Source organism: Intrasporangium sp. DVR, from assembly GCF_040365325.1.
Classification (GTDB): domain Bacteria; phylum Actinomycetota; class Actinomycetes; order Actinomycetales; family Dermatophilaceae; genus Intrasporangium.
Genome location: NZ_BAABZW010000018.1, coordinates 1 through 23,723, shown reverse-complemented (window position 1 = coordinate 23,723; position 23,723 = coordinate 1). Strand labels below are relative to the sequence as shown.

22 protein-coding genes and 1 tRNA gene are annotated in these 23,723 nt (G+C 67.7%); 18 read left to right on the top strand and 5 right to left on the bottom strand.

Annotated features, from left to right (window positions below):
- Nucleotides 1-5: 5 nt before the first annotated feature.
- The 5 genes from ABWV20_RS13695 to pucL all read left to right on the top strand — a co-directional run bounded on the left by ABWV20_RS13695 (nucleotide 6) and on the right by pucL (nucleotide 3,502).
- Nucleotides 6-371 carry a hypothetical protein gene (locus ABWV20_RS13695; protein WP_353355948.1) on the top strand — a complete coding sequence of 122 codons (366 nt, stop codon included), beginning with the start codon at nucleotides 6-8 and terminating at the stop codon, nucleotides 369-371.
- The gene (locus ABWV20_RS13690) at nucleotides 368-1,621 is read left to right on the top strand and encodes a DUF6986 family protein (RefSeq protein ID WP_353355946.1); all 1,254 of its coding nucleotides are present in this window, start codon (nucleotides 368-370) and stop codon (nucleotides 1,619-1,621) included. The genes ABWV20_RS13695 and ABWV20_RS13690 overlap by 4 nt, the downstream gene beginning before the upstream one ends.
- A 155-nt stretch (nucleotides 1,622-1,776) precedes the next feature.
- Complete coding sequence (gene uraD, locus ABWV20_RS13685; protein WP_353355944.1) at nucleotides 1,777-2,286, top strand: 2-oxo-4-hydroxy-4-carboxy-5-ureidoimidazoline decarboxylase; 510 nt, start codon at nucleotides 1,777-1,779, stop codon at nucleotides 2,284-2,286.
- Nucleotides 2,283-2,615: a hydroxyisourate hydrolase gene (gene uraH, locus ABWV20_RS13680; RefSeq protein WP_353355942.1), complete on the top strand. Its 333-nt coding sequence runs from the start codon at nucleotides 2,283-2,285 to the stop codon at nucleotides 2,613-2,615. Before uraD ends, uraH begins: the two co-directional genes overlap by 4 nt.
- 5 nt (nucleotides 2,616-2,620) lie before the next feature.
- A complete protein-coding gene (pucL, locus tag ABWV20_RS13675; protein WP_353355940.1) occupies nucleotides 2,621-3,502 on the top strand; it encodes a factor-independent urate hydroxylase in 882 nt (293 codons plus the stop codon).
- 125 nt (nucleotides 3,503-3,627) lie between these two features.
- Here pucL and ABWV20_RS13670 read toward each other — a convergent pair whose 3' ends face one another.
- Nucleotides 3,628-4,476, bottom strand: a complete 849-nt coding sequence (locus ABWV20_RS13670) for a bifunctional allantoicase/(S)-ureidoglycine aminohydrolase (RefSeq protein ID WP_353355938.1) — start codon at nucleotides 4,474-4,476, stop codon at nucleotides 3,628-3,630.
- On the opposite strand from ABWV20_RS13670, the gene allB reads away from it, so the two are divergent.
- A complete protein-coding gene (gene allB / locus ABWV20_RS13665) occupies nucleotides 4,475-5,914 on the top strand; it encodes an allantoinase AllB (RefSeq protein WP_353355936.1) in 1,440 nt (479 codons plus the stop codon). The two genes, ABWV20_RS13670 and allB, sit on opposite strands and share 2 nt — an antisense overlap.
- Before the next feature lie 35 nt (nucleotides 5,915-5,949).
- Here allB and ABWV20_RS13660 read toward each other — a convergent pair whose 3' ends face one another.
- Nucleotides 5,950-6,444 carry a YajQ family cyclic di-GMP-binding protein gene (locus tag ABWV20_RS13660; protein WP_353355934.1) on the bottom strand — a complete coding sequence of 165 codons (495 nt, stop codon included), beginning with the start codon at nucleotides 6,442-6,444 and terminating at the stop codon, nucleotides 5,950-5,952.
- Nucleotides 6,445-6,567: 123 nt separating this feature from the next.
- Here ABWV20_RS13660 and ABWV20_RS13655 point away from each other — a divergent pair.
- Nucleotides 6,568-6,648: transfer RNA gene (locus ABWV20_RS13655), tRNA-Tyr, on the top strand.
- A 745-nt stretch (nucleotides 6,649-7,393) separates the two neighbouring features.
- Here ABWV20_RS13655 and prpB read toward each other — a convergent pair.
- Both prpB and ABWV20_RS13645 read right to left on the bottom strand, forming a co-directional pair.
- Nucleotides 7,394-8,296, bottom strand: a complete 903-nt coding sequence (gene prpB / locus ABWV20_RS13650; RefSeq protein WP_353355932.1) for a methylisocitrate lyase — start codon at nucleotides 8,294-8,296, stop codon at nucleotides 7,394-7,396.
- Between the two features lie 38 nt (nucleotides 8,297-8,334).
- Nucleotides 8,335-9,138, bottom strand: coding sequence for a GntR family transcriptional regulator (locus ABWV20_RS13645; RefSeq protein WP_353355930.1), 804 nt, complete (start codon nucleotides 9,136-9,138; stop codon nucleotides 8,335-8,337).
- Between the two features lie 43 nt (nucleotides 9,139-9,181).
- Here ABWV20_RS13645 and ABWV20_RS13640 point away from each other — a divergent pair, with 43 nt between their 5' ends.
- Genes ABWV20_RS13640 through tcuB form a run of 4 tightly spaced genes read left to right on the top strand, consistent with a single transcriptional unit; the run spans nucleotide 9,182 to nucleotide 13,275 of the window.
- Complete coding sequence (locus ABWV20_RS13640) at nucleotides 9,182-9,556, top strand: universal stress protein (RefSeq protein ID WP_353355928.1); 375 nt, start codon at nucleotides 9,182-9,184, stop codon at nucleotides 9,554-9,556.
- Nucleotides 9,553-10,674: an isocitrate/isopropylmalate dehydrogenase family protein gene (locus ABWV20_RS13635; protein ID WP_353355926.1), complete on the top strand. Its 1,122-nt coding sequence runs from the start codon at nucleotides 9,553-9,555 to the stop codon at nucleotides 10,672-10,674. The genes ABWV20_RS13640 and ABWV20_RS13635 overlap by 4 nt, the downstream gene beginning before the upstream one ends.
- A gap of 38 nt (nucleotides 10,675-10,712) precedes the next feature.
- Nucleotides 10,713-12,155 (top strand): FAD-dependent tricarballylate dehydrogenase TcuA, encoded by a 1,443-nt coding sequence (gene tcuA / locus ABWV20_RS13630; RefSeq protein WP_353355924.1) that lies wholly within the window; start codon nucleotides 10,713-10,715, stop codon nucleotides 12,153-12,155.
- Entirely contained in the window at nucleotides 12,142-13,275 is a 1,134-nt protein-coding gene (gene tcuB, locus ABWV20_RS13625) for a tricarballylate utilization 4Fe-4S protein TcuB (protein WP_353355922.1), read from the top strand. Before tcuA (ABWV20_RS13630) ends, tcuB begins: the two co-directional genes overlap by 14 nt.
- A gap of 70 nt (nucleotides 13,276-13,345) precedes the next feature.
- On the opposite strand, the gene ABWV20_RS13620 is transcribed toward tcuB, so the two are convergent.
- Nucleotides 13,346-14,254, bottom strand: a complete 909-nt coding sequence (locus ABWV20_RS13620) for a LysR family transcriptional regulator (RefSeq protein WP_353355920.1) — start codon at nucleotides 14,252-14,254, stop codon at nucleotides 13,346-13,348.
- Between the two features lie 329 nt (nucleotides 14,255-14,583).
- On the opposite strand from ABWV20_RS13620, the gene ABWV20_RS13615 reads away from it, so the two are divergent.
- The 7 genes from ABWV20_RS13615 to ABWV20_RS13585 all read left to right on the top strand — a co-directional run bounded on the left by ABWV20_RS13615 (nucleotide 14,584) and on the right by ABWV20_RS13585 (nucleotide 22,561).
- Nucleotides 14,584-15,777 (top strand): 2-methylaconitate cis-trans isomerase PrpF family protein, encoded by a 1,194-nt coding sequence (locus ABWV20_RS13615; protein ID WP_353355918.1) that lies wholly within the window; start codon nucleotides 14,584-14,586, stop codon nucleotides 15,775-15,777.
- A 33-nt stretch (nucleotides 15,778-15,810) separates the two neighbouring features.
- A complete protein-coding gene (locus ABWV20_RS13610; protein WP_353355916.1) occupies nucleotides 15,811-16,929 on the top strand; it encodes a type 2 periplasmic-binding domain-containing protein in 1,119 nt (372 codons plus the stop codon).
- Between the two features lie 75 nt (nucleotides 16,930-17,004).
- On the top strand, nucleotides 17,005-18,978 hold the full coding sequence (locus ABWV20_RS13605; protein WP_353355914.1) for a tripartite tricarboxylate transporter permease: 1,974 nt from the start codon (nucleotides 17,005-17,007) through the stop codon (nucleotides 18,976-18,978).
- A complete protein-coding gene (tcuA, locus tag ABWV20_RS13600) occupies nucleotides 18,975-20,516 on the top strand; it encodes an FAD-dependent tricarballylate dehydrogenase TcuA (protein ID WP_353355912.1) in 1,542 nt (513 codons plus the stop codon). Before ABWV20_RS13605 ends, tcuA (ABWV20_RS13600) begins: the two co-directional genes overlap by 4 nt.
- Nucleotides 20,517-20,556: 40 nt before the next feature.
- On the top strand, nucleotides 20,557-21,531 hold the full coding sequence (locus tag ABWV20_RS13595) for an NAD(P)-dependent oxidoreductase (RefSeq protein ID WP_353355910.1): 975 nt from the start codon (nucleotides 20,557-20,559) through the stop codon (nucleotides 21,529-21,531).
- A gap of 35 nt (nucleotides 21,532-21,566) precedes the next feature.
- Nucleotides 21,567-22,025 carry an AbrB family transcriptional regulator gene (locus tag ABWV20_RS13590; RefSeq protein ID WP_353355908.1) on the top strand — a complete coding sequence of 153 codons (459 nt, stop codon included), beginning with the start codon at nucleotides 21,567-21,569 and terminating at the stop codon, nucleotides 22,023-22,025.
- Nucleotides 22,025-22,561, top strand: coding sequence for an AbrB family transcriptional regulator (locus tag ABWV20_RS13585; protein WP_353355906.1), 537 nt, complete (start codon nucleotides 22,025-22,027; stop codon nucleotides 22,559-22,561). The genes ABWV20_RS13590 and ABWV20_RS13585 overlap by 1 nt, the downstream gene beginning before the upstream one ends.
- Nucleotides 22,562-23,723 lie beyond the last annotated feature (1,162 nt).

Here is a 23,723-nt window from a genome sequence, read left to right as displayed (position 1 = left end):
GTCCCATGGCCGGCCGCGTCGAGGTCGCCGGTGGTCACGTCGGGGGGAGCGAGGCGGTCCTCACGCCCGGGGCGCTGGCCTTCGTCGCCTCGCTGCAGCGCGAGTTCGGTCCGCGCCGCGACGAGCTGCCCCCGGCACGCCGTTCACGCCGAGAGGAGGTGGCGCGGTCCGGACGGCTCGTCTTCCTCGAGGAGACCGCGCACGTGCGCGACAGCGAGTGGACCGTGGCGCCGGCGCGCGTCCTCGAGGAGGTCGCGCTCGCCGACGAGTTCGCCGACTTCCTCGCACTCCCCGCCTACGAGGCCGTCAGCGACGAGGCCGTCAGCGACGAGGGAGAGGGCGAGGACGAGGGCGAGGGCGGTGCCGGATGAGCGAGGTCCACGACCTCGCTGCCCGCCTCGACGAACAGCTCGCCGATGCCGACACCGCGCTCGCTCGCCAGTACCCGGGTGACCGAGGCGGGCGCCAGCCCCTCCACACGGTGTACGTCCCCGCCTCCTCGTATGCCGCGCGCACCGTTCCCGACTGGGGTGGCCGAGCGCTCGCCCTCCTCGACGAACACGCGCCGGATGCCGCGTCCTTCGCGCGAGTGGTCGGCCTTCCGGAGGGACTGTCCGAGGAGGTGTATGCGCGGGTCCGGACCAAGCTCAGGGACGAGCCGATCGAGGACCTGCGGATCGACTTCGAGGACGGCTACGGCAGTCCACCGGACGGGGACGAGGACGCGGCGGCCGACCGCGCTGCCGACGCCCTCGCAGCCTCCCTCGAGGCAGGCACCGCGGCACCCTTCCATGGGATCCGGTCCAAGTCCTTCGAGCCGGCGACGCGGCGGCGCGGGCTGCGCACGCTGGACCGCTTCATCGGGGGGCTCGCCCGGTCCGGGGCAGCGGGCCCCGGTCTTCGGCTCACCCTGCCGAAGGTCACGTCGGTCGAGCAGGTGTCGGCGATGGTCACGGCCTGCGAGTGGCTCGAGGAGGCGCACGAGCTCGCGCGGGGTGCGCTCCGCTTCGAGGTGCAGGTCGAGACGCCGCAGGCCGTGCTCGGACCCGACGGGACGGCGCTGGTCGCACGCATGGTCCACGCGGGGGGCTCTCGCCTCCTGGGGCTGCACTACGGCACGTACGACTACTCGGCTTCACTCGGCATCGCTGCCTCGCAGCAGAGCATGGAGCACCCGGCCGCTGATCACGCCAAGGCCGTCATGCAGGTCGCCGCCGCCGGGACCGGGGTGGCCGTCTCGGACGGGTCCACCAACGTGCTCCCCGTCGGTGACCGCGCGGCCGTGCACCGGGGCTGGGCCCTGCACTATCGCCTGGTCCGGCGCTCGCTGGAGCGCGGGTTCTACCAGGGCTGGGACCTGGATCCCGGACAGCTGCCGACCCGCTACGCCGCGACGTTCGCCTTCTACCGGGAGGGGTTCGCCTCCGCGGCGGGCCGGCTGCGCGCGCTCGCCGGTGAGGGCGTGTCCGAGTACCTCGACGAGCCCGCCACTGCGGCTGCTCTGGCGGGATTCGTCCTGCGCGGGCTCGAGTGCGGGGCGATCGATGTGGACGAGGTGAGCGAGCGGGCCGGGCTCGACCGTGGCCGGCTCGCGGAACTGGCGCGCCGCCGTCCCGGCTGAGTCCCCGCCCCCGCGCTTGCACCCTCGAGTGGCCTCGGTGTCCACAGGGCTGGCTGTGCGCAGCCGGGCCACTCGAGCGAAATCGACGGGGGGTGAACGCTCCATCGGGCGAGGCGACGCGCGTAGGTTCGGCACATGCGGCTCGAGGTGGTCCCGTGAACGGGGTTCGACGCTTCAACGAGGCTGAGGCCGGCAGGCTCAGACCCGAGCTGTCGGCCTGCTGCGACGTGCCGGCCTGGGTCGAGGCGGTCCTCGCGGACCGGCCGTACGCCAGCCTGGACGACCTCATGGCCGCGGCCGACTCCGCGGCCCGTCGGCTGACTCACGAAGAGGTCGACCGAGCGCTCGCCGCGCACCCACGCATCGGGGATCGCGCCGAAGGCTCAGGCGCCGGGGCCGGCTGGTCCCGTCAGGAACAGGCGGGGGTGGGGCCCGACGAGCAGACCCAGCGGGACCTCGTGGCGGGGAACCGGGAGTACGAGCAGCGCTTCGGTCGGGTCTTCCTCATCAGCGCCACCGGCCTCGCCGGCGAGCAGATCCTCGCTTCGCTGCGCGAACGGCTGCGAAACGACCAGGCCGCCGAGGCAGCAGTGGTCGCGGAGGAGCTGCGCAAGATCGCCCTCCTCCGGCTGCGCAAGCTCATCGAGGACGGAGTGCAGCTGTGAGCACCGTGACGACCCACGTCCTCGACACCGCCCTCGGCCGTCCGGCACGGGGCGTTCCGGTCCGTCTCGAGCTGCTCGCGGACCCCGCCGAGGTCCTGGCGTCCGCGGTCACCGACGCCGACGGACGAGTCGCCGACCTCGGCCCCGACCGGCTCGCTGCGGGTGCCTATCGGCTCGTCTTCGACACGGCGGCCTACTTCGAGGCGAGCGGACAGGACGGCTTCTTCCCGGAGGTCAGCGTGGTCTTCACCGTTGCTGCACCGGACGAGCACCACCACGTCCCGCTGTTGCTGAGTCCCTTTGCCTACTCGACCTACCGGGGGAGCTGACCCGCATGGCCATCAGGCTCGGAGCCAACCAGTACGGCAAGGCCGAGGTCCATGTCGTCAGGGTGCACCGTGACACGCCCCGGCACGAGATTCGTGACCTGACGGTCAGCACCGCCCTGCGGGGCGACTTCAGCCGGGCGCACATCGAGGGCGACCAGGGTGACGTGCTGCCGACCGACACACAGAAGAACACCGTCTTCGCGTTCGCGAAGGAGAAGGGGATCGAGTCGCCCGAGGAGTTCGGGCTGGCCCTCGCTGACCAGTTCCTCGCCACCGTCCCACGCGCCGACGGGGCGCGGATCGAGCTCGTCGAGACGACGTGGGACCGCATCGACGTCGACGGACGGGGCCACGACCATGCCTTCGTCCAGACCGGCGGGGGCCGGCGCACCGCTGTCGTCAACGTCGACGGGCGCGGCGCCGACCGCCGTGCCCACATCGTCTCCGGCGTCGGCGATCTCGTGCTGCTCAAGTCCACCGGCTCGGAGTTCCACGGCTTCCTCAAGGACAGGTACACGACCCTGCCCGAGACGACTGACCGGATCCTCGCGACGTCGCTCGTGGCCCGGTGGCGGTACCGCTCGAGCGACGTGGACTGGAACGCCACCTACGCGTCCGTCAAGGCGAGGCTCCTCGAGCGGTTCGCCCAGATCCACTCCTACGCCCTCCAGCAGACCCTCTACGGCATGGGGCAGGCCGTGCTCGAGCAGTTCGAGTCGATCGACGAGATCAGCTTCTCGGCACCCAACAAGCACCACTTCCTCGTCGACCTCTCACCGTTCGGCCTCGAGAACCCGAACGAGGTCTTCCACGCCGCCGACCGGCCGTACGGCCTGATCGAGGCGACGGTCGTGCGCGACGACGCGAGCGACCCCGGCTCCACCTGACCCCGCAACACACCCGGTCACCTGCAACACACCGACGTCCGACGCGGGTGTGTCGCACGTGACCGGGTGTGTTGCGGGGTGGTGGGGCGGGAGGGCTGGGAGGTCAGGTGCGTCGGGGAGCGAGCTCAGCGGCATACGGGCCAGGGGTGCAGGCGCAGCGAGGGGTGGCGGTTGACGTCCTTGTAGAGCAGGTAGCGGAACCGCGCCGGACCCCCGGCGTAGCAGGCCTGGGGGCAGAACGCGCGCAGCCACATGAAGTCGCCCGCCTGCACCTCGACCCAGTCCCGGTTGAGCAGGTACATCGCCTTGCCCTCGAGGACGTAGAGGCCGTGCTCCATCACGTGCGTCTCCGGGAAGGGGATGACGCCGCCGGGCTGGAAGGTGACGATGGTGACGTGCATGTCGTGGCGCAGGTCCGACGGGTCGACGAAGCGGGTCGTCGCCCAGGCGCCGTCGGTGCCGGGCATGGGGTCCGGCTCGAGGTCCCGCTCGTTGACGACGACCAGCTCGGGTACGTCGAGGCCCTCGACCCGCTCGTACCGCTTGCGGACCCAGTGGAACCGCGCGACCGCGTCGTCGTCGTTCCGCAGGCGCCACGCGGAGCCGGGCGGGAGGTACGCATAGCTGCCCGCGGTGAGCCGGTGGGTCGTCTCGCCCACGACCAACGAGAGGCCGCCGTCGACGACGAAGAGGGCCGCCTCCGCCTCCGGGTCCGGCTCCGGCTGGTCGCTCCCGCCGCCGGGGGACACCTCCATGACGTACTGCGCGAACGTCTCCGCGAACCCGGACATCGGCCGCGCAAGGATCCATACGCGTGTTGCGTCCCAGTGGGGGAGCAGGCTCGCGGTGATGTCGGACAGGGTCCGGCCCGGGATGACGGCGTAGGCCTCGGTGAAGGTGGCGCGGTCCGTCGTCAGGTCGGTCTGCGTCGGCAGACCGCCCACCGACGCGTGGTAGCGCGGGCTCGAGTCCATGGGTCCATCTTCCTCACGACGGGCGAGTGGAGGGCGGCAAACCGTGGTCGCTCTTGACGTGGTCGTCCGCGGGCGCCGGGTCGTCACGCCGTCCGGTGAGTCGGCCGCCGTCGTCGGGGTGGCCCAGGGGTCCATCGTGATGGTCGAGCCCTGGGACGAAGGCGCCCTGCCCGACGCGCCGACCGTGGTCGAGCTCGGCGACGACGAGGTCCTCCTCCCAGGGCTGGTCGACACCCACGTCCACGTCAACGAACCGGGCCGCACCGCGTGGGAGGGGTTCGCCTCGGCAACCAGGGCGGCGGCGTGCGGTGGCGTCACGACGGTCATCGACATGCCCCTCAACAGCATCCCCGCGACGGTCGACGTGGCGGCTCTCGACGTGAAGCGGGCAGCGGCTGCCGGCCAGGCGTGGGTCGACGTCGGGTTCTGGGGCGGCGCCGTCCCGCACAACATCGGGCAGCTGGGCGGGCTGCACGACGCGGGCGTCTTCGGCTTCAAGTGCTTCATGGTCGACTCGGGAGTCGAGGAGTTCCCGCCGTTGGGATCCGAGCAGATCGAGCGCGCCATGCGTGAGATCGCTTCGTGGGACAGCCTGCTCATCGTCCATGCCGAGGACGCCCAGGTGATCGGTGAGGCGGCCCCGCCGCAGGGTCGCCGCTATCGCTCCTTCCTCGCCTCGCGGCCGCCGACCGCCGAGGACACCGCCATCGGCCGTCTCATCGAGCTCGCGCGGCACTCCGGGAGCCGCATCCACGTGCTGCACGTCTCGTCATCGGACGCCCTGCCGCTGATCGCAGCCGCCCGGCGGGAGGGCGTCCCGATCACCGCGGAGACCTGCCCGCACTACCTGGCGCTCGCCGCCGAGGACGTCCCCGACGGTGCGACGCAGTTCAAGTGCTGCCCGCCGATCCGCGAAGCGCGCAACCGCGACCTCCTCTGGGCCGGGCTGGGCGACGGCACCCTCGACGTCGTCGTGTCCGACCACTCGCCCTCCACGCCCGACCTCAAGGCCCTCGACACCGGCGACTTCGGCGTCGCCTGGGGCGGCATCAGCTCCCTCCAGCTCGGCCTGTCCGTCGTCTGGAGCGAGGCGCGGAACAGAGGGTTCACCCTCGCCGACGTGAGCCGCTGGATGTCGCGAGGGCCGGCCGACCTGGTCGGTCTCCCGCGGAAGGGGCGCATCCAGGTCGGCGCCGACGCGGACTTCTGCGTCTTCGCACCGGACGACTCGTTCGTCGTCGACCCGGCCCGCCTGCAGCACAGGAATCCGATCACCCCCTACGCCGGGCGCCGCCTCGACGGCTTGGTCCGCAGCACCTGGCTGCGCGGTGAGCGCGTCGACATCGGCGCCGAGCCCCGCGGCCGGCTCCTTGCCAGCGGCAGCCCGCCACGCGGGTCTGCCGACCCGACACCCGCAGGCCGTATGCCGCTGAGCTGAGTGAGCTCAGCGGCATACGGCCCGGGGTGGCCGCGTCAGCGGTAGTTGGTGAAGGTCAGTGCGACGTCGAGGTCCGCCGCCTGGAGCATCCGCTGCACCGCTTGGAGGTCGTCGCGGGACTTGCCCGTCACGCGCAGCTCGTCACCCTGGATCTGGCTCTTGACACCCTTGGGGCCCTCGTCGCGGATCAGCTTGTTGATCTTCTTCGCGTTCTCCTGCGAGATGCCCTCCTTGAGCGGGCAGTCGAGGTGGTATTCCTTGCCGGACAGGCGCGGGCCGGCCTCGGGGACGTCGAGGTGCTTGAGGCTGACCTTGCGCTTGACCAAGTGCGTCTGGACCACGTCGAGCACCGCCTTGCAGCGGTCCTCCGTGTTGGCCTTCATCTTGATCACGTCGCCGGCCAGCTCGACCGAGGCGCCGACGTTCTTGAAGTCGTAGCGCGTCGCGATCTCCTTGGAGGCCGAGTTGACCGCGTTGGCGATCTCCTGCTTGTCGAACTTGCTGACGATGTCGAACGAGGAGTCGGCCATCGTGGCTCCTTTCGTGAGGCTGCTTGGTGGGGTCGGTGTGGCGTGGTCTGGGGGAGGCGCTGACGGGTGGCAGGCCGATTTCGAGGCCCGCCGGATCTCTTGCTATCCTTCCAGACGCACCACGGCAGGTTGCCCGAGCGGCCAATGGGAGCGGACTGTAAATCCGTCGCGAAAGCTTCGAAGGTTCGAATCCTTCACCTGCCACCGAGTGCCCCGAGAGGCCCTGACCAGCGGAAACGCTGGCCAGGGCCTGTCTCATATACCCCTGGGGGGTGTCTCCCACAACTGATTCCGAAGGTGCGAGTGCGGGTCGCTGGCCTGCGGAGACGCGCGGGCGTTCTGCGCTGGTGGGGAATGGGTGGGGAAGTTGATACTCCACCGGCCGTGACAGCCGGAGTTGCGGGTCGTTGACCTGCAGCAACGCCGGGGGGTGGGGTATGCAATCGGAGCAGAAACCCAGACCGTCTCGATTGGGGATGACGTCTCGGTGAGTGGCAAGACCGAGCTCCGAAGCGCGGCCGCGGTTTATCAAAAGCGCGGCGTGTGAACGACATCCTGGGAGGCCTTCGACGGACGAACGATGACCCGCATCCCTCCAACGGATCAGTACGCCCCCGGACATCACGGGAGGTGTCAGTCCGATCTCCGCGCGGAGGGTGAGCTGATGCCCATGGGCGTCATCGTCGTCCAACAAAGTGTTGGCGTTTCCGCAGGTCAGAGACCGTTGTGCAACTGCCGTGGTGGTAAGGGGTGGGGCGCTGACCGTCCCATGTTCAGAGCGCCGAATTCGTGCTGGTCACAAGCGAATTCACGCTGACAGTGCGATCCGATGTGCGACTCAGAGTTGCTATGGGCAGCTGACGAGTGTCTCTGCTGCCGACCTAGCGAGCACGCCCACCATGACGGTTCGCGCCTCGAGGGCGAGACAGTTAGCCACACCGCAAATTGCCTAAAGCGTCTCGATGGAGAAGTCGAAGACGGAGGAGTCCAACTGCGAGTAGCCGCCGTAGTCGACGAGCTCGTACAGGTCCGAACGGTGCTGCATCTGTGCCGTGAGTGACGCAAAGCTTCCCTCTGAGCTCAACGTGGCGAGCGCCCTGTCAGCGGCCCCCATGGCGAGCCTGAGGAGGGATACGGGCCAGATCACGAGTCGGACGCCGACTGCGTGGAGCTCGCTTGTGGTGAACAGTTCGGACTTGCCGAACTCCGTCATGTTTGCGAGAACCGGTACCTGGACCGCAGAGCACATTCGCTCGAACTCGTCCAGCGTCCGCAGGGCCTCGGGAAAGATCACGTCCGCTCCCGCGTCTGCCAACAGACGCGCCCGTTCGATGGCCGCGTCGAGGCCGCCCACGACTCGAAGGTCGGTGCGGGCGATCAGGACGAAGTTCGGGTCACGCCGGCCTGAGACGGCTGCCTTGACGCGCTGTGCAGCCGTGGCGTCGTCGACGACGGCCTTGCCGTCGAGGTGTCCGCATCGCTTGGGGCTCATCTGATCCTCGATGTGGATGCCGGCCAGCCCGGCGTCCTCCAGCTCCTGCACGGCCCGGGCGACGTTCAGGACTTCCCCGAAGCCGGTGTCGGCGTCCGCGATAACCGGCAGATCCGTCATCCGTGTGATCTGGCGACACCGGGTGGCGACCTCGGACAGCGTCGTGAGACCCACGTCGGGTAGCCCCAGGTCAGCCGCAACCACGGCGCCGGAGACGTATGCCCCCTCGAACCCGTGCCGTTCGACCAGCCGAGCAGTCAGTGGACTGGGGACCCCCGGCAGTCGGACAAGGCTGCGTCCGGCCAGGAGCTTTCTGAAACGAGTACGGACCTCGCCGTCGGTGAGCTTTCGATAGAGCAAGGAGAACCTCTCGTGGGTTGCCGGGAGATGGCACGGGCCTACAGGAGCGTGAGGCGGACCTCCCGGGCGTTGCGCATGTGCAAGCTCGCGGCTACGGCCGCGAGCTCCGGATCCCCTGCGTCCACGGCGGCGATGATCGCTTCGTGCTCCGACAGCACGGTCTGCTGGCGCTTCGGCGAGCTGTAGGTCGTGGATGGCAGGCGACGTATGGCGTTCTCTATCTGGAGCATGAAGCGCCTGAGGTAGACGTTGCCGGTCGCGTCGCTGAGGATGCGGTGGAACTGGCGGTTGAACTCCACCATGCCGTCGGGGTCGTGCTGCGCAGCCGCCTCGGCCATACCTGCTTGGGCCGCACGCAGTGCCGCCACCAGTTCATCGGTCCGCCGGGCAGCGGCGAATCGGGCGACGGTCCCCTCCAGCGGCTCTCGGACCGCGTAGAGCGCCAGGACGTCCTCGAAGCTGACCCCGGCCACGATGGTTCCTTGATGCGCGTGCTTGACGGCAAGCCCATCATCGGCAAGTCGACGCAGGGCTTCGCGGACCGGTGTCCGGCTCACCGAGAGCTCGCGCGCGATCTCGTCCTCACGTAACCACGTCCCAGGGGGAAGATGCCCCGTGATGATCGCTTCGCGCAGGGCATCGGTGACGACCTCGGTGGCCTTCCCGCGGGACGGGAGATCAACCAAGAAGCGGGACAGCGGGGTGGCTGACAATGAAGGACTCCTGACTGGTTCGAGGGGTCTGTCACCGATCGTATGGCCAAGCGCGGGACGCGCATCCCCGTCGGACGGTTCAAAAAGGGGTGGGATCGTTCCTGAAGGCCTTCCGTCCTGGATGTACATCCACTATCTTTGCATGCAACCTGCATGCGAAAGGAGCGGTTCGTTGACCATTCTCGTCGGCTACACCCCTACTCTGGAAGGCCACGCCGCGCTCAAGGCTGCCACGAGCGAGGCGACCCTTCGCGGCGAGCGTCTACTCGTCCTCAACGCCGGAGAGCGACCTGGCCAAGCCGATTCGTCGTCTTTGGCCCACTTGGAGCCCGACCTCCGGGCAGCTGGGGCCGAGTTCGAACTGCGCCAGCAGTCGCGAGGTCTCAGCGCGGCCGATGAGGTGCTCGCCACCGCCCAGGCGGAGTCCGTGCAGCTCATCGTGATCGGCCTTCGTCGTCGCTCCCCGGTCGGCAAGTTCCTCCTCGGGAGCAATGCCCAGAAGATCCTCCTCGACGCCGACTGCCCGGTCCTGGCCGTCAAGGCATGAGCGGGGACGCGCTCGAGGACTCCACGTCCTCCTCGACCGCCCGAACAGGGGGCGCCTCCACGATCCGAATCGCGCTCATTCGTGGTGATGGCATCGGTCCAGAGCTCATGGACTCGGCGCTGGAGGTCCTCCATGCAGTGGCGAACAGCTTCGACTTGGTCCTCGCCCTCACTGATGAGCAAGGCGGGGCGGCCACGTACGCCGAACATGGTGAACCCCTGCTCCCGGGCGCACTTGACCGCCTGCGCAGCGACTACGACGCCATTCTCAAGGCCCCCGTCGGACTGCCCGGAGTGCGTCGGCCCGACGGCACGGAGGGGGGCCTCCTGGGTGGCGTCCTGAGAACTGGGCTGCAGACCTACGCCAACATTCGGCCCATGCGTCTGCTCCATGGGGTCCGGACCCCGGTGAAGCACGCACCGGGCTCGATTGACTACGTCCTGGTACGGGAGAACACCGAGGGTCTCTATCTCTCCCGGGGCATCGGCATCGTCACCGAGTCAGCAGCGTGCGACCAGCTCCTCGTGACCCGTGACGGATGTGAGCGTGTCGCCCGTGCCGCGTTCCGGATCGCGCAGCAGCGGTCGGGCGCGCCACTGGATGGCGTCCGGCGAGTCACGTGCGTCGACAAGAGCAACGTGCTGAGAACGTTTGCCTTCTTCCGAGCAGTCGTCGAGTCGGTGGCCCCCGAGTTCCCGGACGTCGAACTTGACTACCGGTATGCCGACGCCGCAGCGCACGATCTGGTCGCCGATCCCGGGCGCTTCGATGTGGTCCTGACGGAGAACTTCCTCGGAGACGTCCTCAGTGACCTCGGGGCGGCCACGGTGGGCGGCCTTGGCATGTGCGGCAGCGGCAACATCGGTGATCGGGCAGCGTACTTCGAGCCCATCCACGGCACCGCCCCCGCCATCGCGGGTCAGGGACTGGCAAATCCCACGTCGCAGATCCTGAGCGCCGCCTACCTCCTGCGGCATCTCGGTCTCGAGGAGCCAGCCCGCCGCATTGAGGGTGCCGTGGAGAACGCCTACGCGGACGGAGAGATCGTGCTGCTTCCCTCCGGGCAGCCGAAGGGCGGGACCCGCTCGGTCACCGCCGCCGTCGTCAAACGCATCTGACCAAGCCCCACCTTCGAGAGAATCTGCGAGGAGCCATTTTGGACCCCACGACCCGGACCCACGACGGGGTCACCGCGCCGGACCTCAGCGGTCCCTGGGATGTCGTCATCATCGGCGGGGGGAACGCCGCCCTCGTGAGCGCGATGAGTGCCCATGACGAAGGTGCACGCGTCCTCGTCCTCGAGAGGGCAGATGTCCAGTTCCGTGGGGGCAACAGCCGGCACACGCGCAACATTCGCTGCGTCCACGACTCAGCTGACAGGTACAACACCGGTGCTTACACCTACGACGAGCTCTGGAAGGACCTATGCGGCGTCGGCACCGGCCCGAGCAACGAGGCCCTTGCCCGACTGACGGTCGAGGAGTCGCGAACCGCGCCCGACTGGATGACGGCACACGGGGCCCTGTGGCAGCCACCCCTGGCAGGCACTCTCCACCTCGGCCGCACCAACCGGTTCTTTCTCGGCGGCGGCAAGGCGTTGATCAACCATTACTACCGCCAACTCGAGGAGCGCAGCATTCCGGTCGCCTACGAGACGCGAGTCGACGAGATCGAGTTCGAGGGCGACCACGCCAAGGCTGTCATCGTGGAGACGGCCGCGGGCCGTCACCGTATCCAGACCTCGACACTCGTCTGCGCGAGCGGAGGTTTCGAGGCCAATCTCGAGTGGCTCGGGAAGTACTGGGGAGAGGCGGCGGCCAACTATCACGTTCGGGGGCCCAAGTTCAACGACGGCCACGTGCTGCGCTTGCTGTTGGATGCCGGGGCGGCGGTGGCCGGCGAGGAGCGCGGCTTCCACTCGGTCGCGGTGGACGCCAGGAGCCCCAAGTTCGACGGCGGTATCGCCACGCGCATCGACGCCATCCCATTCGGGGTCGTGGTCAACCGTGATGGTGACCGGTTCTATGACGAGGGCGAGGACATCTGGCCCAAGCGGTACGCCATCTGGGGGCGCAACCTCGCGGGCCAGCCGGACCAGATCGGATACGCCCTGTGGGATTCCAGGGTCCAGGGACAGTTCCTACCCCCGATGTACGGCGTCACCTCTGGCAGGTCGGTGGCGGAGGTCGCCTCAAAGCTTGGCCTCGACGCAGAGGGAGTCGGACGCACGGTCGCGGCGTACAACGCAGGAGTAGCCCCTGATGCACGTACCAGGTTTGACCCCACCCGGCTGGACGGAGTCACCACGTCCGGGGTGACGCCTCCCAAGACAAACTGGGCGCAGCCGTTGGACACGCCTCCCTTCTACGGGATCGCCATGCGCCCAGGAATCACCTTCACGTACATGGGTGTGCAGGTGGATGCCGTCTCGCGGGTTCAACGCGTCGATGGCACCGCGTTCGACAACGTGTTCGCGGCCGGCGAGATCATGTCCGGAAACATCCTTTCCTCCGGATACCTCGCTGGCTTCGGGATGACGATCGGTACCGTCTGGGGCCGCATCGCGGGACGAGAGGCAGCACACCATGCACGTCGATGACCAGAAGCCGGGCGTTGGCCCCTTTACGGAGCTCTTCGCCGAGGCTGAGCGCCAGCTCAACATCTGCAACTCGTGCCGGTACTGCGCGGGCTACTGTCCGGTGTGGCCCGCTCTCGAGCTGAGGACCGAGCTCACCCGGGCCGACATGACGCACCTGGCCAACTTGTGCCACGACTGCCAGGACTGCTTCACCGCCTGCATGTACACGCCGCCCCACGAGTTCGCTGTCAACCCCCCGAAGGTCTTCGCCGAGCTCCGCGAGCGGACCTATGACACCTACGTCTGGCCGAGCCGGCGGCTGGGATTCCTCTCGGGCCGAAGCGGCGTGCTGCTCGCTGTTCTGGGCGTGGCGCTGCTCCTCACCGCTGTCAGTGTGCTCACGGTGGGTTCAGACATCTGGACGAGCGCAGGGGACGGCTCGCCGTATGCCGTTGTGGGCCACGGCCTTCTCGTGGCTGTCGCCGCTGCGCCAGCGCTCTATTCGGTTGGCGTGATGCTCCTGGCGGCCTGGCGGTATTGGCTCGACATCGGTAGGAAGCCCTCGGAACTGTTCGACGGGCGCTCCTGGATCAGGGCGCTGGGTGCGGCGGCGGTTCTTCGCCACCAGAGCGGTGGGGACGAGGGCTGCAACTATCCCGCCGACGAGCCGTCGGGAGCCCGCAAGATTAACCACCAGCTCGTCATGTACGGCTTCTTGCTCACCTTCGTCTCGACGACCTCAGCGGCGGTCCTCGAGAACCTCATGGGCGAGTACCCGCCGTACGCGTATCTGTCCGTGCCAGTGGTTACCGGCACGCTTGGCGGGGTGATGGCGACGATCGGTGCGATCGGCCTCCTCGTGCTCAAGCACCGGGCCCGTTCGGTTCGAACCACAGAGTCGATGAAGGAGGCGGACACCGCGTTGATCTGGGCGATCCTGGTACTCATGGTCAGCGGTCTCGGGGTGCTCATCGGTCGGACGACCGTCCTCTTCGCCCCCATGCTCGTCCTCCATCTGGGCGCCGTCCTCGTAGCTTTTGCCATCGCCCCGTACACCAAGTTCGTCCACTGGGTGTTCCGCCTGCTGTCGATGGTGGCCAACGAGAGGGAGGTCCTGCAGCGTGACGCAGCAACCGTCTGAGGGCGCGGGGTCATCTCGCGGCACGCGGCGGTCCGCCACCCGGCCTCCCTGAGGCGGTCCCGGCCTTGGATCAGGCCGGAGCGTAGTCTCGCGCCGAGGCAATCAGCGTCCTTAGAAACGCCACCTCGGCCGGAGCTCGCACGCGATCGTGCCGGTGAGCAGCGAGGATGCGACGAGCCGGCGCGGACTCGCCCAAGGACAGGATGCGCACTCCGGGGTGCTTGTTCACCACGGCGCAGCGCGGCGCCAGGGCAATGCCCAGGCCCACGCTGACCATGGCCTGTGCCTCCTGGTAGTCGTTCGCATAGAAGGAGATGCGCGGAGTGAACCCCTCTGCCCGGCAGCTACGCTCGAGGACTTCGATGACCGGGTGGCCCTGTGAACGGATGATCCAGTCTTCTTCCTGCAGATCTGCCATCGATACTTGTCGACGCCGAGCCAAGCGGTGATCAGCCCCGACTATCAGGACAGTGGGGTCCTGGAAGAGCGAGGTGAGCGCGAACCTGCTGCCTTGGATCCGACTCCACTCGTAGTCCCAGAGCAGCGACACCCCCACAGTGCCGCTCTCGAGCATCTCAACGAGCTGCTCCTCGCGGGCGCTGTGCACGTGGAGCTGGATCGCCGGGTACTCCTTGCGAAACCGGCTCAGGGCCAGCGGGAGGAACGACGAGCCAACCGTGGGAAAGGTCCCCAGGTCGAGCCGGCCGCGACGTAGCCCCGCGATCTCGGCGAGATCCGATTCCGCGGCCGCGAGCTGGCGCAGCACCGTCCGGGCATGGTTGGCCAGCACGTGACCGGCGTCCGTCGGGATCATCCCCCGAGCGTGGCGCTGGAGAAGGGGTTGGCCGACCTCGGCCTCCAGGCGTCGCAATTGCTGGGAGACCGCAGAGGGGGAGAACATCAGCTCCGCCGCCGCAGCGGTGATGGAACCCGTCTCGACAACGCGAAGGAGCAGTTCAAGCCGCTTGACGTCCAGCAACGGTCCCCCTTTTTAAGCGTTGCTTCACCGTATCGCACCAACCGGTGGACCATGCGTTCTGTCTGCCGACGAGGTCCCGTGACCTGCGACGATGCAAGAAGGCAGGACCGGGCCAACCTCGCTACCTGCTGTCCGCGAGTCCTGCGAATGAAGCAAATGTGTATGGGCCTGCTGGAAGTCGCGATGGTGCTTCACCTTTGTTTGCCGTCAAACTCGACGAGGCAACTTAGGTCGGTCACCGTCATCCGGACGGGCAGGCGTGCATCAAACGGCTTGGTCACATCTCGGGCACGGGCCTTGTCTTTTGGACCTGAGTCCTCTAGGACTGTATGCAATCTAGGAGAGGTTGTATGAAAGTACCCGGCGTCATCATGCGAGGCGGCACGAGCAAAGCCGTCTTCTTTCACGAGCGCGACCTTCCGAAGGATCCCGCCGTGCGGGACGCATTCATTCTTGCTGCCTACGGCAGCCCGGACCCGGATCGTCGGCAGCTCGACGGCCTGGGCGGTGCCACCTCGACAACGAGCAAGCTGGCCATCATCGGTGACGGGCGTGACCATGGCGTCGATGTGACCTACGAGTTCGGTCAGGTGTCAATCGACAGCGCCCTCGTCGACCGGCGGGGTAACTGCGGGAACATCTCTTCAGCCGTTGGTCCCTTCGCGGTCGATGAGGGTCTCGTCGAGCCCAAAGAGGGGACCACCGAGGTCCGCTTCCTGAACGTCAACACCGGAAAGGTCATCGTCGCGCACGTGCCAACGCGCGACGGCGCGTTCGATCCTGACGGGGACTTCCTCATCCCCGGAGTCCCCGTTCCGGGCTCGCAGATCCAGCTGGACTACGTCTCCCCTGGCGGCGCGGTGACCGGTCGCTTGCTGCCGACGGGCAACGTCCGCGACGTGCTTGAGGTCGACGGTCTGGGATCGATCACAGTGTCCTACGTCGACGCGGCGAACCCGCTCGTCTTCGTGCGATGGGAAGACCTGGGCCTGACCGGTGACGAGACGCCCGACTCCATCGACGCGGACGCCGAGGTGCTCGCCCGCATCGAGGCGGTGCGGGCGGCGGCCTCGGTCCAGGTCGGCATTGCGTCCACGCTCGAGGAGGCGACGCGTTCCATGCCGTCGGTCCCGAAACTCTCACTCGTGGGCCCGCCTCGTGACTACACGACCGCCAGCGGTGAGCGCATCGCCTCAGACGCACATGATCTGCGTGCCTCCATGATGTCGATGGGCCGGATGCACCGCTCTCACCCGCTGACCGGTGCCATCGCCACGGCCGTCGCGTGCTCCATCCCTGGCACCGTCGCGCACGAGGTCGCCACCACCCACGACGGCAGGACCCGGATCGGTCACCCTGCCGGAGTCATGGACATGTCGGCCCGCCCCGCAGAGCGCAACGGCGAGTGGACCGTTGACGCCGTCGCCGGGTTCAGGACGGCACGCCGACTCATGGAAGGTCACGTCATCGTGCCCGACTCGCGCCTCGGCACCCGTGCCGCGGTCACAAACCCCATCCCCTGACAAATCAACCACCACAAAGAAGGCAGACAATCAATGGCGATCAAGACCCTGCCCAAGGCCATGGCAGCCCTCGCAGCAGCGGGGCTTGCCCTGACGGCATGCGCCTCCCCGGAGAACAACGCTGCGCAGCAGGCCGGCGAGGACGCGAAGCTCCCCAGCCGGATCACCCTGGTGATCCCGTACTCGGAGGGTGGTGGCACAGACACCTGGGCCCGGTTCATGACGAAGTATCTCACCCAGACCGTCGAGGGAAAGCCCACCTTCACGCCGGAGAACCGTCCGGGTGGAGAGAGCATCACCGGCTCCAACGCCTACGCGGCGAGTGGCGGCACTGACGGCAGCCAGCTCCTCGTCACGTCGGGGACGACCTACTTCCAGTACCTCCTGGGTCGAAAGGAGGTCAACTTCGACTTCTCGAAGATGCGACCCCTCATCCTCAATGGCACCGGTGGCGTCATCTACGCGAGCAAGGCTTCAGGCATCACGTCCGTGGAGGACCTCAAGAACCCGGCTCAGCCCCTCAAGTACGGCGCCATCAGCGCGACCGGTCTCGACCTGTCCACTCTCCTCGCGTTCGATCTGCTCGAGCTTGACGTCCAGGCGACCTTCGGGTTCGAGGGCCGGGGTCCGGCGCGTCTCGCGCTCGAGCGCGGTGAGGTCAACATCGACTACCAGACGACGTCCGCCTACCAGTCGGAGGTCGAGCCCCTCGTCGAGAAGGGAACGGCCATTCCGCTGATGTCCTTCGGTCAGGTCGACGAGTCCGGAAACGTCGTCCGGGACAAGAACCTGCCCAACCTACCGACGGTCGAGGAGGTGTACGAAAAGCTCAACGGGTCGAAGCCGAGTGGTCCGAAGTACGACGCGTACAAGGCGTTCCTCCTTGCCGGCTACCCCTACCAGAAGGGTCTCTGGATCAACGCCGGGGCTCCGGACTCCATCGTGACCCCGTTCTGGGACGCGGCAGAGAAGCTCAAGGACGACCAGACCTTCAACGCCGAGGGCAAGAAGGTGCTCGGCGGTTACCCGATCACTTCGGGCCGCGACGCCGGTCCAGCCCTCGAGAAGGCGTTCAACATCAGCGACGAGTCGCGGAAGTACGTCCTGGACCTGCTGAAGAACAAGTACGAGACGACGGTCGAGTCCAAGTAGTCGGCCCCGGGGTGGCCTTGGACTGAGCATCAGCCGGGGCCACCCCGTCCACCCCCTGACCCGAAGGACACGACCGTGTTCGACGCTGCACTCGAAGCCCTGGCGGCCCTGCTCGACCCAACGCTACTCATCTACCTCGTAATAGGCGTCCTCGCCGGCCTAGTGATGGGTATCATCCCGGGGCTGGGCGGCACCGGCGCCGTGGCCGTACTCCTACCCTTCGCCTTCATTCTCGAGCCGACTCAGGCGCTCGCACTGATCATCGGTGCTGTCGCCGTGGTGCACACATCCGACACCATTGCGGCTGTTCTCATCGGCGTCCCCGGCTCCGCGTCCGCGACGGTGACACTGATGGACGGCCATGCCATGGCCAAACAGGGCCAGGCGGCGCGAGCTCTCTCCATTGCCTTCCTGTCGTCGATGGCTGGTGGCGTCATCGGCGCCATCGGTCTGACTCTGTCAATCCCCATCGCGCGCCCCCTCGTCCTCGCCTTCGGGTCACCAGAGTTGTTCATGCTCACCGTCCTAGGCATCAGTCTCACCGCGACCCTGTCCCGAGGAAACATGCTGCGGGGGCTCATCGCGGGCGTGCTCGGCGTCCTGCTTGGCCAGATCGGTGCGGCCCCTGCGGCCGCCGACTACCGGTTCACGTTCGGATCGCTTTTCCTCAACGAGGGACTCGACCTCGTCGCCGTGGCGCTCGGTGTGTTCGGTCTCGCAGAGGTGATCCACCTCGTCGCGAAGCGGGGAGCGGTCTCCGAGGTCACCGGCATCGGTGGCGGGTGGCGACAGGGTGTCCGTGACTTCCGGACGCACTGGACGCATGTTATCCGGGGTTCCCTGATCGGTATTTGGGCCGGCGTCCTGCCGGGAGTCGGCGCCACTGCGGGCACCTGGATGGCTTATGGCTCCGCTGTGGCGTCGTCCAAGGACAAGAAGAAGTTCGGCAAGGGTGACCCCCGGGGCATCATCGCCCCCGAGAGTGCGAACAACTCCGTCGAGGCGGGCGACCTCATTCCCACCCTCCTCTTCGGCATCCCCGGTGGTGCGCCTGCAGCGCTCCTCATGGGCGCGCTCCTCGTCTACGGGGTCGAGCCCGGCCCGCGGCTCATCACAGACCACCTCGACATCATCTACACGATCGTGTGGAGCTTCGCCATCGCCAGCATCCTCGGTGCCGCGCTGTGCTTCGGCATCTCGACGCCCCTCGCGCGCCTGAGCAACGTGCGCTTCCCCGTGCTTGGAGCCGGGCTGATCGTCATCATGTTCGTCAGCGCCTACCAGGAGCCGAAGCAGTTCGCGGTCCTGCAGGTGATGCTCCTCCTGGCGGCTCTTGGCTGGTTCATGAAGGCGATCAACATGCCGCGGGCTCCATTCCTCATCGGCTTCGTGCTGTCGATCCCGATGGAGCGGTACTACTTCCTGACGACCCGCCTCTATGAGGGAACCGAGTGGGTCACCCGTCCTGGCGTGCTGATCATGCTCGGAATCCTCGTCCTGCCGCTCCTGCTGGCGGCACGTCGCCGACTCGCCACGAACCGTGTGGCTGGGGTCGAGATGGCTGAGGACGATGACGAGGGGCCCGACGTCGGTGCGCTGGAGCGCAGTTGGGTTCCCTCGATCATGGCAGGTCTGTTCACCCTGACATTCCTCGGCGCGCTGGTCCAAGCCCAGTCCTTCTCGACTCGGGCGGCTGTCATGCCGATCGTCGTGGGAATCGTCGGGCTGCTCCTTTCCCTGGCCATGCTCATTCGCGAGATTCGATCGCACCGTCGCGACTTGACCGGGTCGGAAGGCAAGTTGGATGTGCTGCGCAACGTCGGGGCCGCCTTCCTGTGGATCACACTGTTCGTCGTCCTGGTCTACGTGCTGGGCACCATGCTGGCAGCGCTGGTCTTCGTGCCTGTCTTCCTCTGGGTCGTGGGCAAGATGGCTCCCTGGCGCATCGCCGTCTACACAGCCGTTCTTCTCGTCGTGTTGTGGGTGCTCCACCACTTCGCCGAGATCGTCCTTCCTGTCGGCATCTTCACCCCGGGAGTTCTTCGATGACCATGACCGCGTCTGCCCATTCCTCCAGCCGGAGCCGCCAGGGTGCTGCCCGCGTCGTGGTTGTCGGTGGTGGCAACGCCGCACTCGTCGCGGCCCTGAGCGCCCGCGAGAGCGGCGCCGAGGTCCTCGTCCTCGAAGCGGCGCCGCAGGATCTCCGAGGAGGAAACAGCCGGTTCACCGGCGGCATTTTCCGTGTCGCCCACGGGGGCCTGGAGGACTTGAGGGAGCTGGTTGCAGCGCACTCCTCCAAATGGTTCGATCGCGTTGACGTCCCGGCTTATCCGCAGACGGTGTTCGCCGAGGACATGACCACCACAACCGCCGGCCGGGCAGCGCCGGACCTCCAGCACGTCCTCATCGACGAGTCCTTGGACACCGTCCGCTGGATGCACGGCAAGGGTGTCCAGTGGGAGCTCGCCGTCGGAAAGCTCATCGATCCGAACCTCATCGACGATGACACCCGCTACCGGCTCCCCGGCGGAGGCGCCCTTCGTGCGCACGAAGAGGGGGTCGGCCTCATCGAAGACCTCTATGCAGCGGTCGCGCGGGAGGGCATCGAGGTCCGGTACTCGAGCCCGGTCGTCGATCTCGTCATGGAGGGCAACACGTGCAAGGGCGTCGTGGTACGAGGCGGTGACCGTGACGAGGTCATCGACGGTGTCGTCATCCTTGCGAGTGGGGGATTCGAGTCCAATCCGCAGATGAGGCAGCGGTGGCTCGGGCCCGGATGGGACTTGGTGAAGGTGCGAGGAACCCGCTTCAACATGGGCGTTCCGCTCGAGGCCGCCATGCGACAAGGCGCCCAGCCGTTCGGCCACTGGGGCGGATGCCACGCCGTGCCCCTCGACCACCACGCCCCGGATTGGGGCGACCTGCGCTACACCGACAAGTTCAGTCGCTACAGCTACCCGTACTCCATCATGGTCAACGTGCGCGGTGAACGCTTCGTCGACGAGGGCGAGGACGAGGTGTGGCTCACCTACGCGAAGACCGGAGACCGGGTGCGCACCCAGCCGGGCGCCCGGGCGGCACAGATATTCGACTCGAAGACGGTCCACCTCCTCGAGCCCCGCTACTCCACGGGTCGCCCAGTCACCGCCGACACGATCGGGCAGCTGGCCGTAGAGCTGGGCGTCACGGCAGACACGTTGGTACGCACCGTGGAGGACTTCAACCGGGCCTGCGCCGACGGCGAGTTCGACCCCTTCACCAAGGACAGCCTGCGCGCGGCGCCGCAGGGCCAGCCGGTGAAGTCAAACTGGGCCCAGCCCATCGACACTCCGCCGTTCACGGCATACGAGATCACGTGTGGCATCACATTCACGTTCGGGGGCCTCCGGACCACGCCCACCGCGGAGGTCGTCGACACCGCCCAACGGACGGTGACCGGGCTGTACGCCACGGGTGAGATCACGGGCGGCTTCTTCTACCTCAACTACCCAGCGGGGGCCGGGCTCACTCGCGGCGCGGTCTTCGGGCGGATCGCCGGTCGGGAAGCAGCAGCGCTGGCCGCCACGCGAGTGGGCAATGTTCAGTGATCGCCCGGTCGTCCTCATCCTGGACGATCGGGAACAGCTCGTGCGCGCCGCGCCGGCCATGCGTCGGCTGCAGGAACTGTGCCGCGTCGTCGCCCTGGACGCGCCCATCGATCAAGCCAAGGATCCCGAGCTTGCCGAGGTCTCCCTCCTGCTCCCCATCCGGGAGCGAACACGGCTGGATCGGACCGTTCTCGACCGTCTCCCGGGGCTGGAGCTCGTCGTGCAGACCGGCGGCCACGCCTACCACGCCGACGTCGAGGCCCTGACGCGGCGCGGCATCCCGTTGTCCCTCATGCGTCACGCAACGGCCGTCACTCGCGCGATGCCCGAACTCACCCTCATGCTGGCGATCGCCTGCGCGCGTCGCATGCCGGAGGTCCAGAATGTGCTGGACAGCCCCACTTGGCGGGTCCCGCCCGGCCGCACTCTGGCTGGTCGACGGGTGGGCATCCTTGGGCTGGGGCGCCACGGCCAGCAGGCTGCGCGCGCCTTTCGCGCGATCGGCATGGACGTCGTGGCCTGGGCGCGCGAGTCGTCAGACGGCCGGCCGGTGGAGCTCGACGGCTGGCCCATACCCCGGCTCTCGCTCGAGGAGCTCCTCGCCACCTCGGACGTGGTCTCGATCCACCTGCGTCTCTCCCACGAGAGCGCGGGCCTTATCGGGGCGTCCGAGCTTGCCGGGATGAAGAAGGACGCCATCCTGGTAAATACGTCGCGCGGGGCGATCCTTGACGAGACAGCACTCGTCGCGGCGCTCAGCGACGGTGCCTTGGGCGCAGCCGGCCTCGACGTGTATGCCGCTGAGCCGCTGGCCTTGGACAGCCCCCTGCGAGGTCTGCCCAACGTCGTTCTCACTCCCCACATCGGGTGGCAGGTCCAAGAGGTCTTTGAGGAGTTCGCGGCGATCGGCACGACGCAGATCGAAGCGTGGTTGGACGGTCGCCTGCCGCGTGCACAGCTCGCCAACCCCGGCGTGCAGCTCCCATTGTCCTGCCGGGGTGGCTTGGAGCCGTGACCTCGGGCCACGGAACTCAAACGGTTGCTCTCTTCGTGGGCGCCGCCGCCGGCGCGGGTGTGCTGACCACACTGAACGTTCCAGCTGGGGGCATCATCGGCGCGGTGCTCGGTAGCGCCACCGTGTCGATGCTTCGCGAGCGACCGTCCTCCACGGCTCCACTCAGGCTAGCCGGCCTGTACCTGCTCGGGATCGCGAGCGGGCTGCGCCTCAACTCCCAGACGTTGGCACAGCTCGCCGCGCTGGCGGTCCCTTTCGGCGCGTCCCTCTGCGTGCTCCTGGTCGTCCAGATTCTGGTCGCGTGGAGCCTGACCAAGTTGGGGATCGAGCCCAGAACGGCTCTCCTCGCCGCGGCACCCGGCGGGATCAGCGAGTTCTCCTCGTTGGCGGCGGACGTGCGAGCTGATGTCGGAGCCGTCACTGCGATCCACATCGTCCGGGTGATTGTCGTCGTCCTCGTGGCACTTCCCCTCCTGATCGGCGTACTGCACTGATGGCTGCTTGGGAGGCGACCACCGGGATGCAGTGGGCCGCCGTCCTCGTCGTCGGCGGCCTCGGTGCCCTGGTCGCCAAGCGCTTGCGGGTGCCCATGTGGGCTTTCAGCGGGACACTTATCGCCGTCGCTCTGAGCCATCAGCTGATCCAGCTCGACGTCTCGGCGCCCCCGCTCTGGTCGCTCATAGCTCAGGTCTTGGTCGGCACGGCCGTGGGGTCACGAGTCGACCGGCCCACCGTTCGGCGGTTCCGCTCCACACTCCCCGGTGGCTTGATCGTGGTGTCGCTGGTCGTGCCTGCCGGCATCGCGCTGGGCTACATGATCCACTGGCAGGCCGGCGTTCCCGCTCTTGACAGCGTGCTCGGCATGGTGCCCGGCGGCGTACCGGAGATGGTCGCTGCAGCCACGAGCCTCCAAGGCAACAGTGCCCTCGTGGCGGCGATGCACGTCGTGCGCCTCCTCGTCGTCGTGTGGCTCACGGCATGGCTGGTAAGACGCGTCAGGGTGGATCCACCGGTGGACGGGCCGCTGTGAGCTGATTCAGCGCGTCGGCACAGGAGAATGTCCCTGTAAGCAACAGAGCTGGAGTCCTTCACGCTTCCATCCGGGTCGCGCGAGGGGCGCCTCGTGGGAAGTTCTCGCGCAGCCAAAACGACCACGTCGACACCTGGCCGCCCCCACATTGCCTGCCTAATGGGCTGGCTGCACCCGCGAGCGCACGACTCGCTCGGTCGGAGGCCCGCCAGCAGCGCCTGGGCGAATTGGGGCGCCTGGAGCGGGCGGTATGACCTGCGCTTCCGCCCGACCCATCAGGATGCCGGTACCAGATGGGCCGACCCCGCTTGCTAGTCCGTTGGTGACCGACTGGCTACGGGAGCCTCCGTCCGGCAGTGGGGGAGTTGTGGGGAAGTTTCGCACCGGGCGTGGTTCCTGCAGATCAGGGACCCGCGCACCGTGGGCTGTAAATCCGTCGCGAAAGCTACGAAGGTTCGAATCCTTCACCTGCCACATAGTGTCCCGAGGGGCTGTGACCTGCGCAAACGCGGGTCACGGCCCCTCGTCCGTACCCAACGGGGTATGTGAGGCTACGGATTCCGAAGGTGCAGTGCGCGGGCCTCTGACCTGCGGAAACATGGACTGAATAGTGGCTCGTGCAGAATGCGTGCAGAAGTTCGGGTTCTGCGCGGCCGCGAGCGCGAGGCACGTACTGTTGACCTGCAGCGACACCGGGGAGGGGGTATGCAATCGGAACAGAATTCGGGTCCGTCCCTGTTGGCGCATGTGCAAACGCGACGGATCGCCTTAAGCGCGCGGGAGTGTGGATGACTCGTGCCAAGCGCAGCGTTCACGCGCGAGGACCAGGTCCATGACTTCCGACGGGTTGACCCAGGAGTCGGCGGTGCTCTGTCCCTCTCCCACTGTTCGGCCTCGCCGGGTCCGTCCGCTTAGCCTCGATCCACCGATGAGCCTTCGGCTGTCGGCGTGATGCCTTCCGCGGGCTGAGGGTCGTGTGGGGGCGTGGGTGATCGCCCGACCTCGCTGTCGGGGTGTTCCACGTCGGATTCCTCGGGTTGCGCCGTTCTCGGGCTGGGTGGTCAGGACGGTGTCGTCATGGGCGGGTCGGCGACCCGGTCGAACAGTCGGGTCCAGGCGTCGTGCCAGGGCCACGCTTGGGGCAGGTGCAGGGTGATCCGCC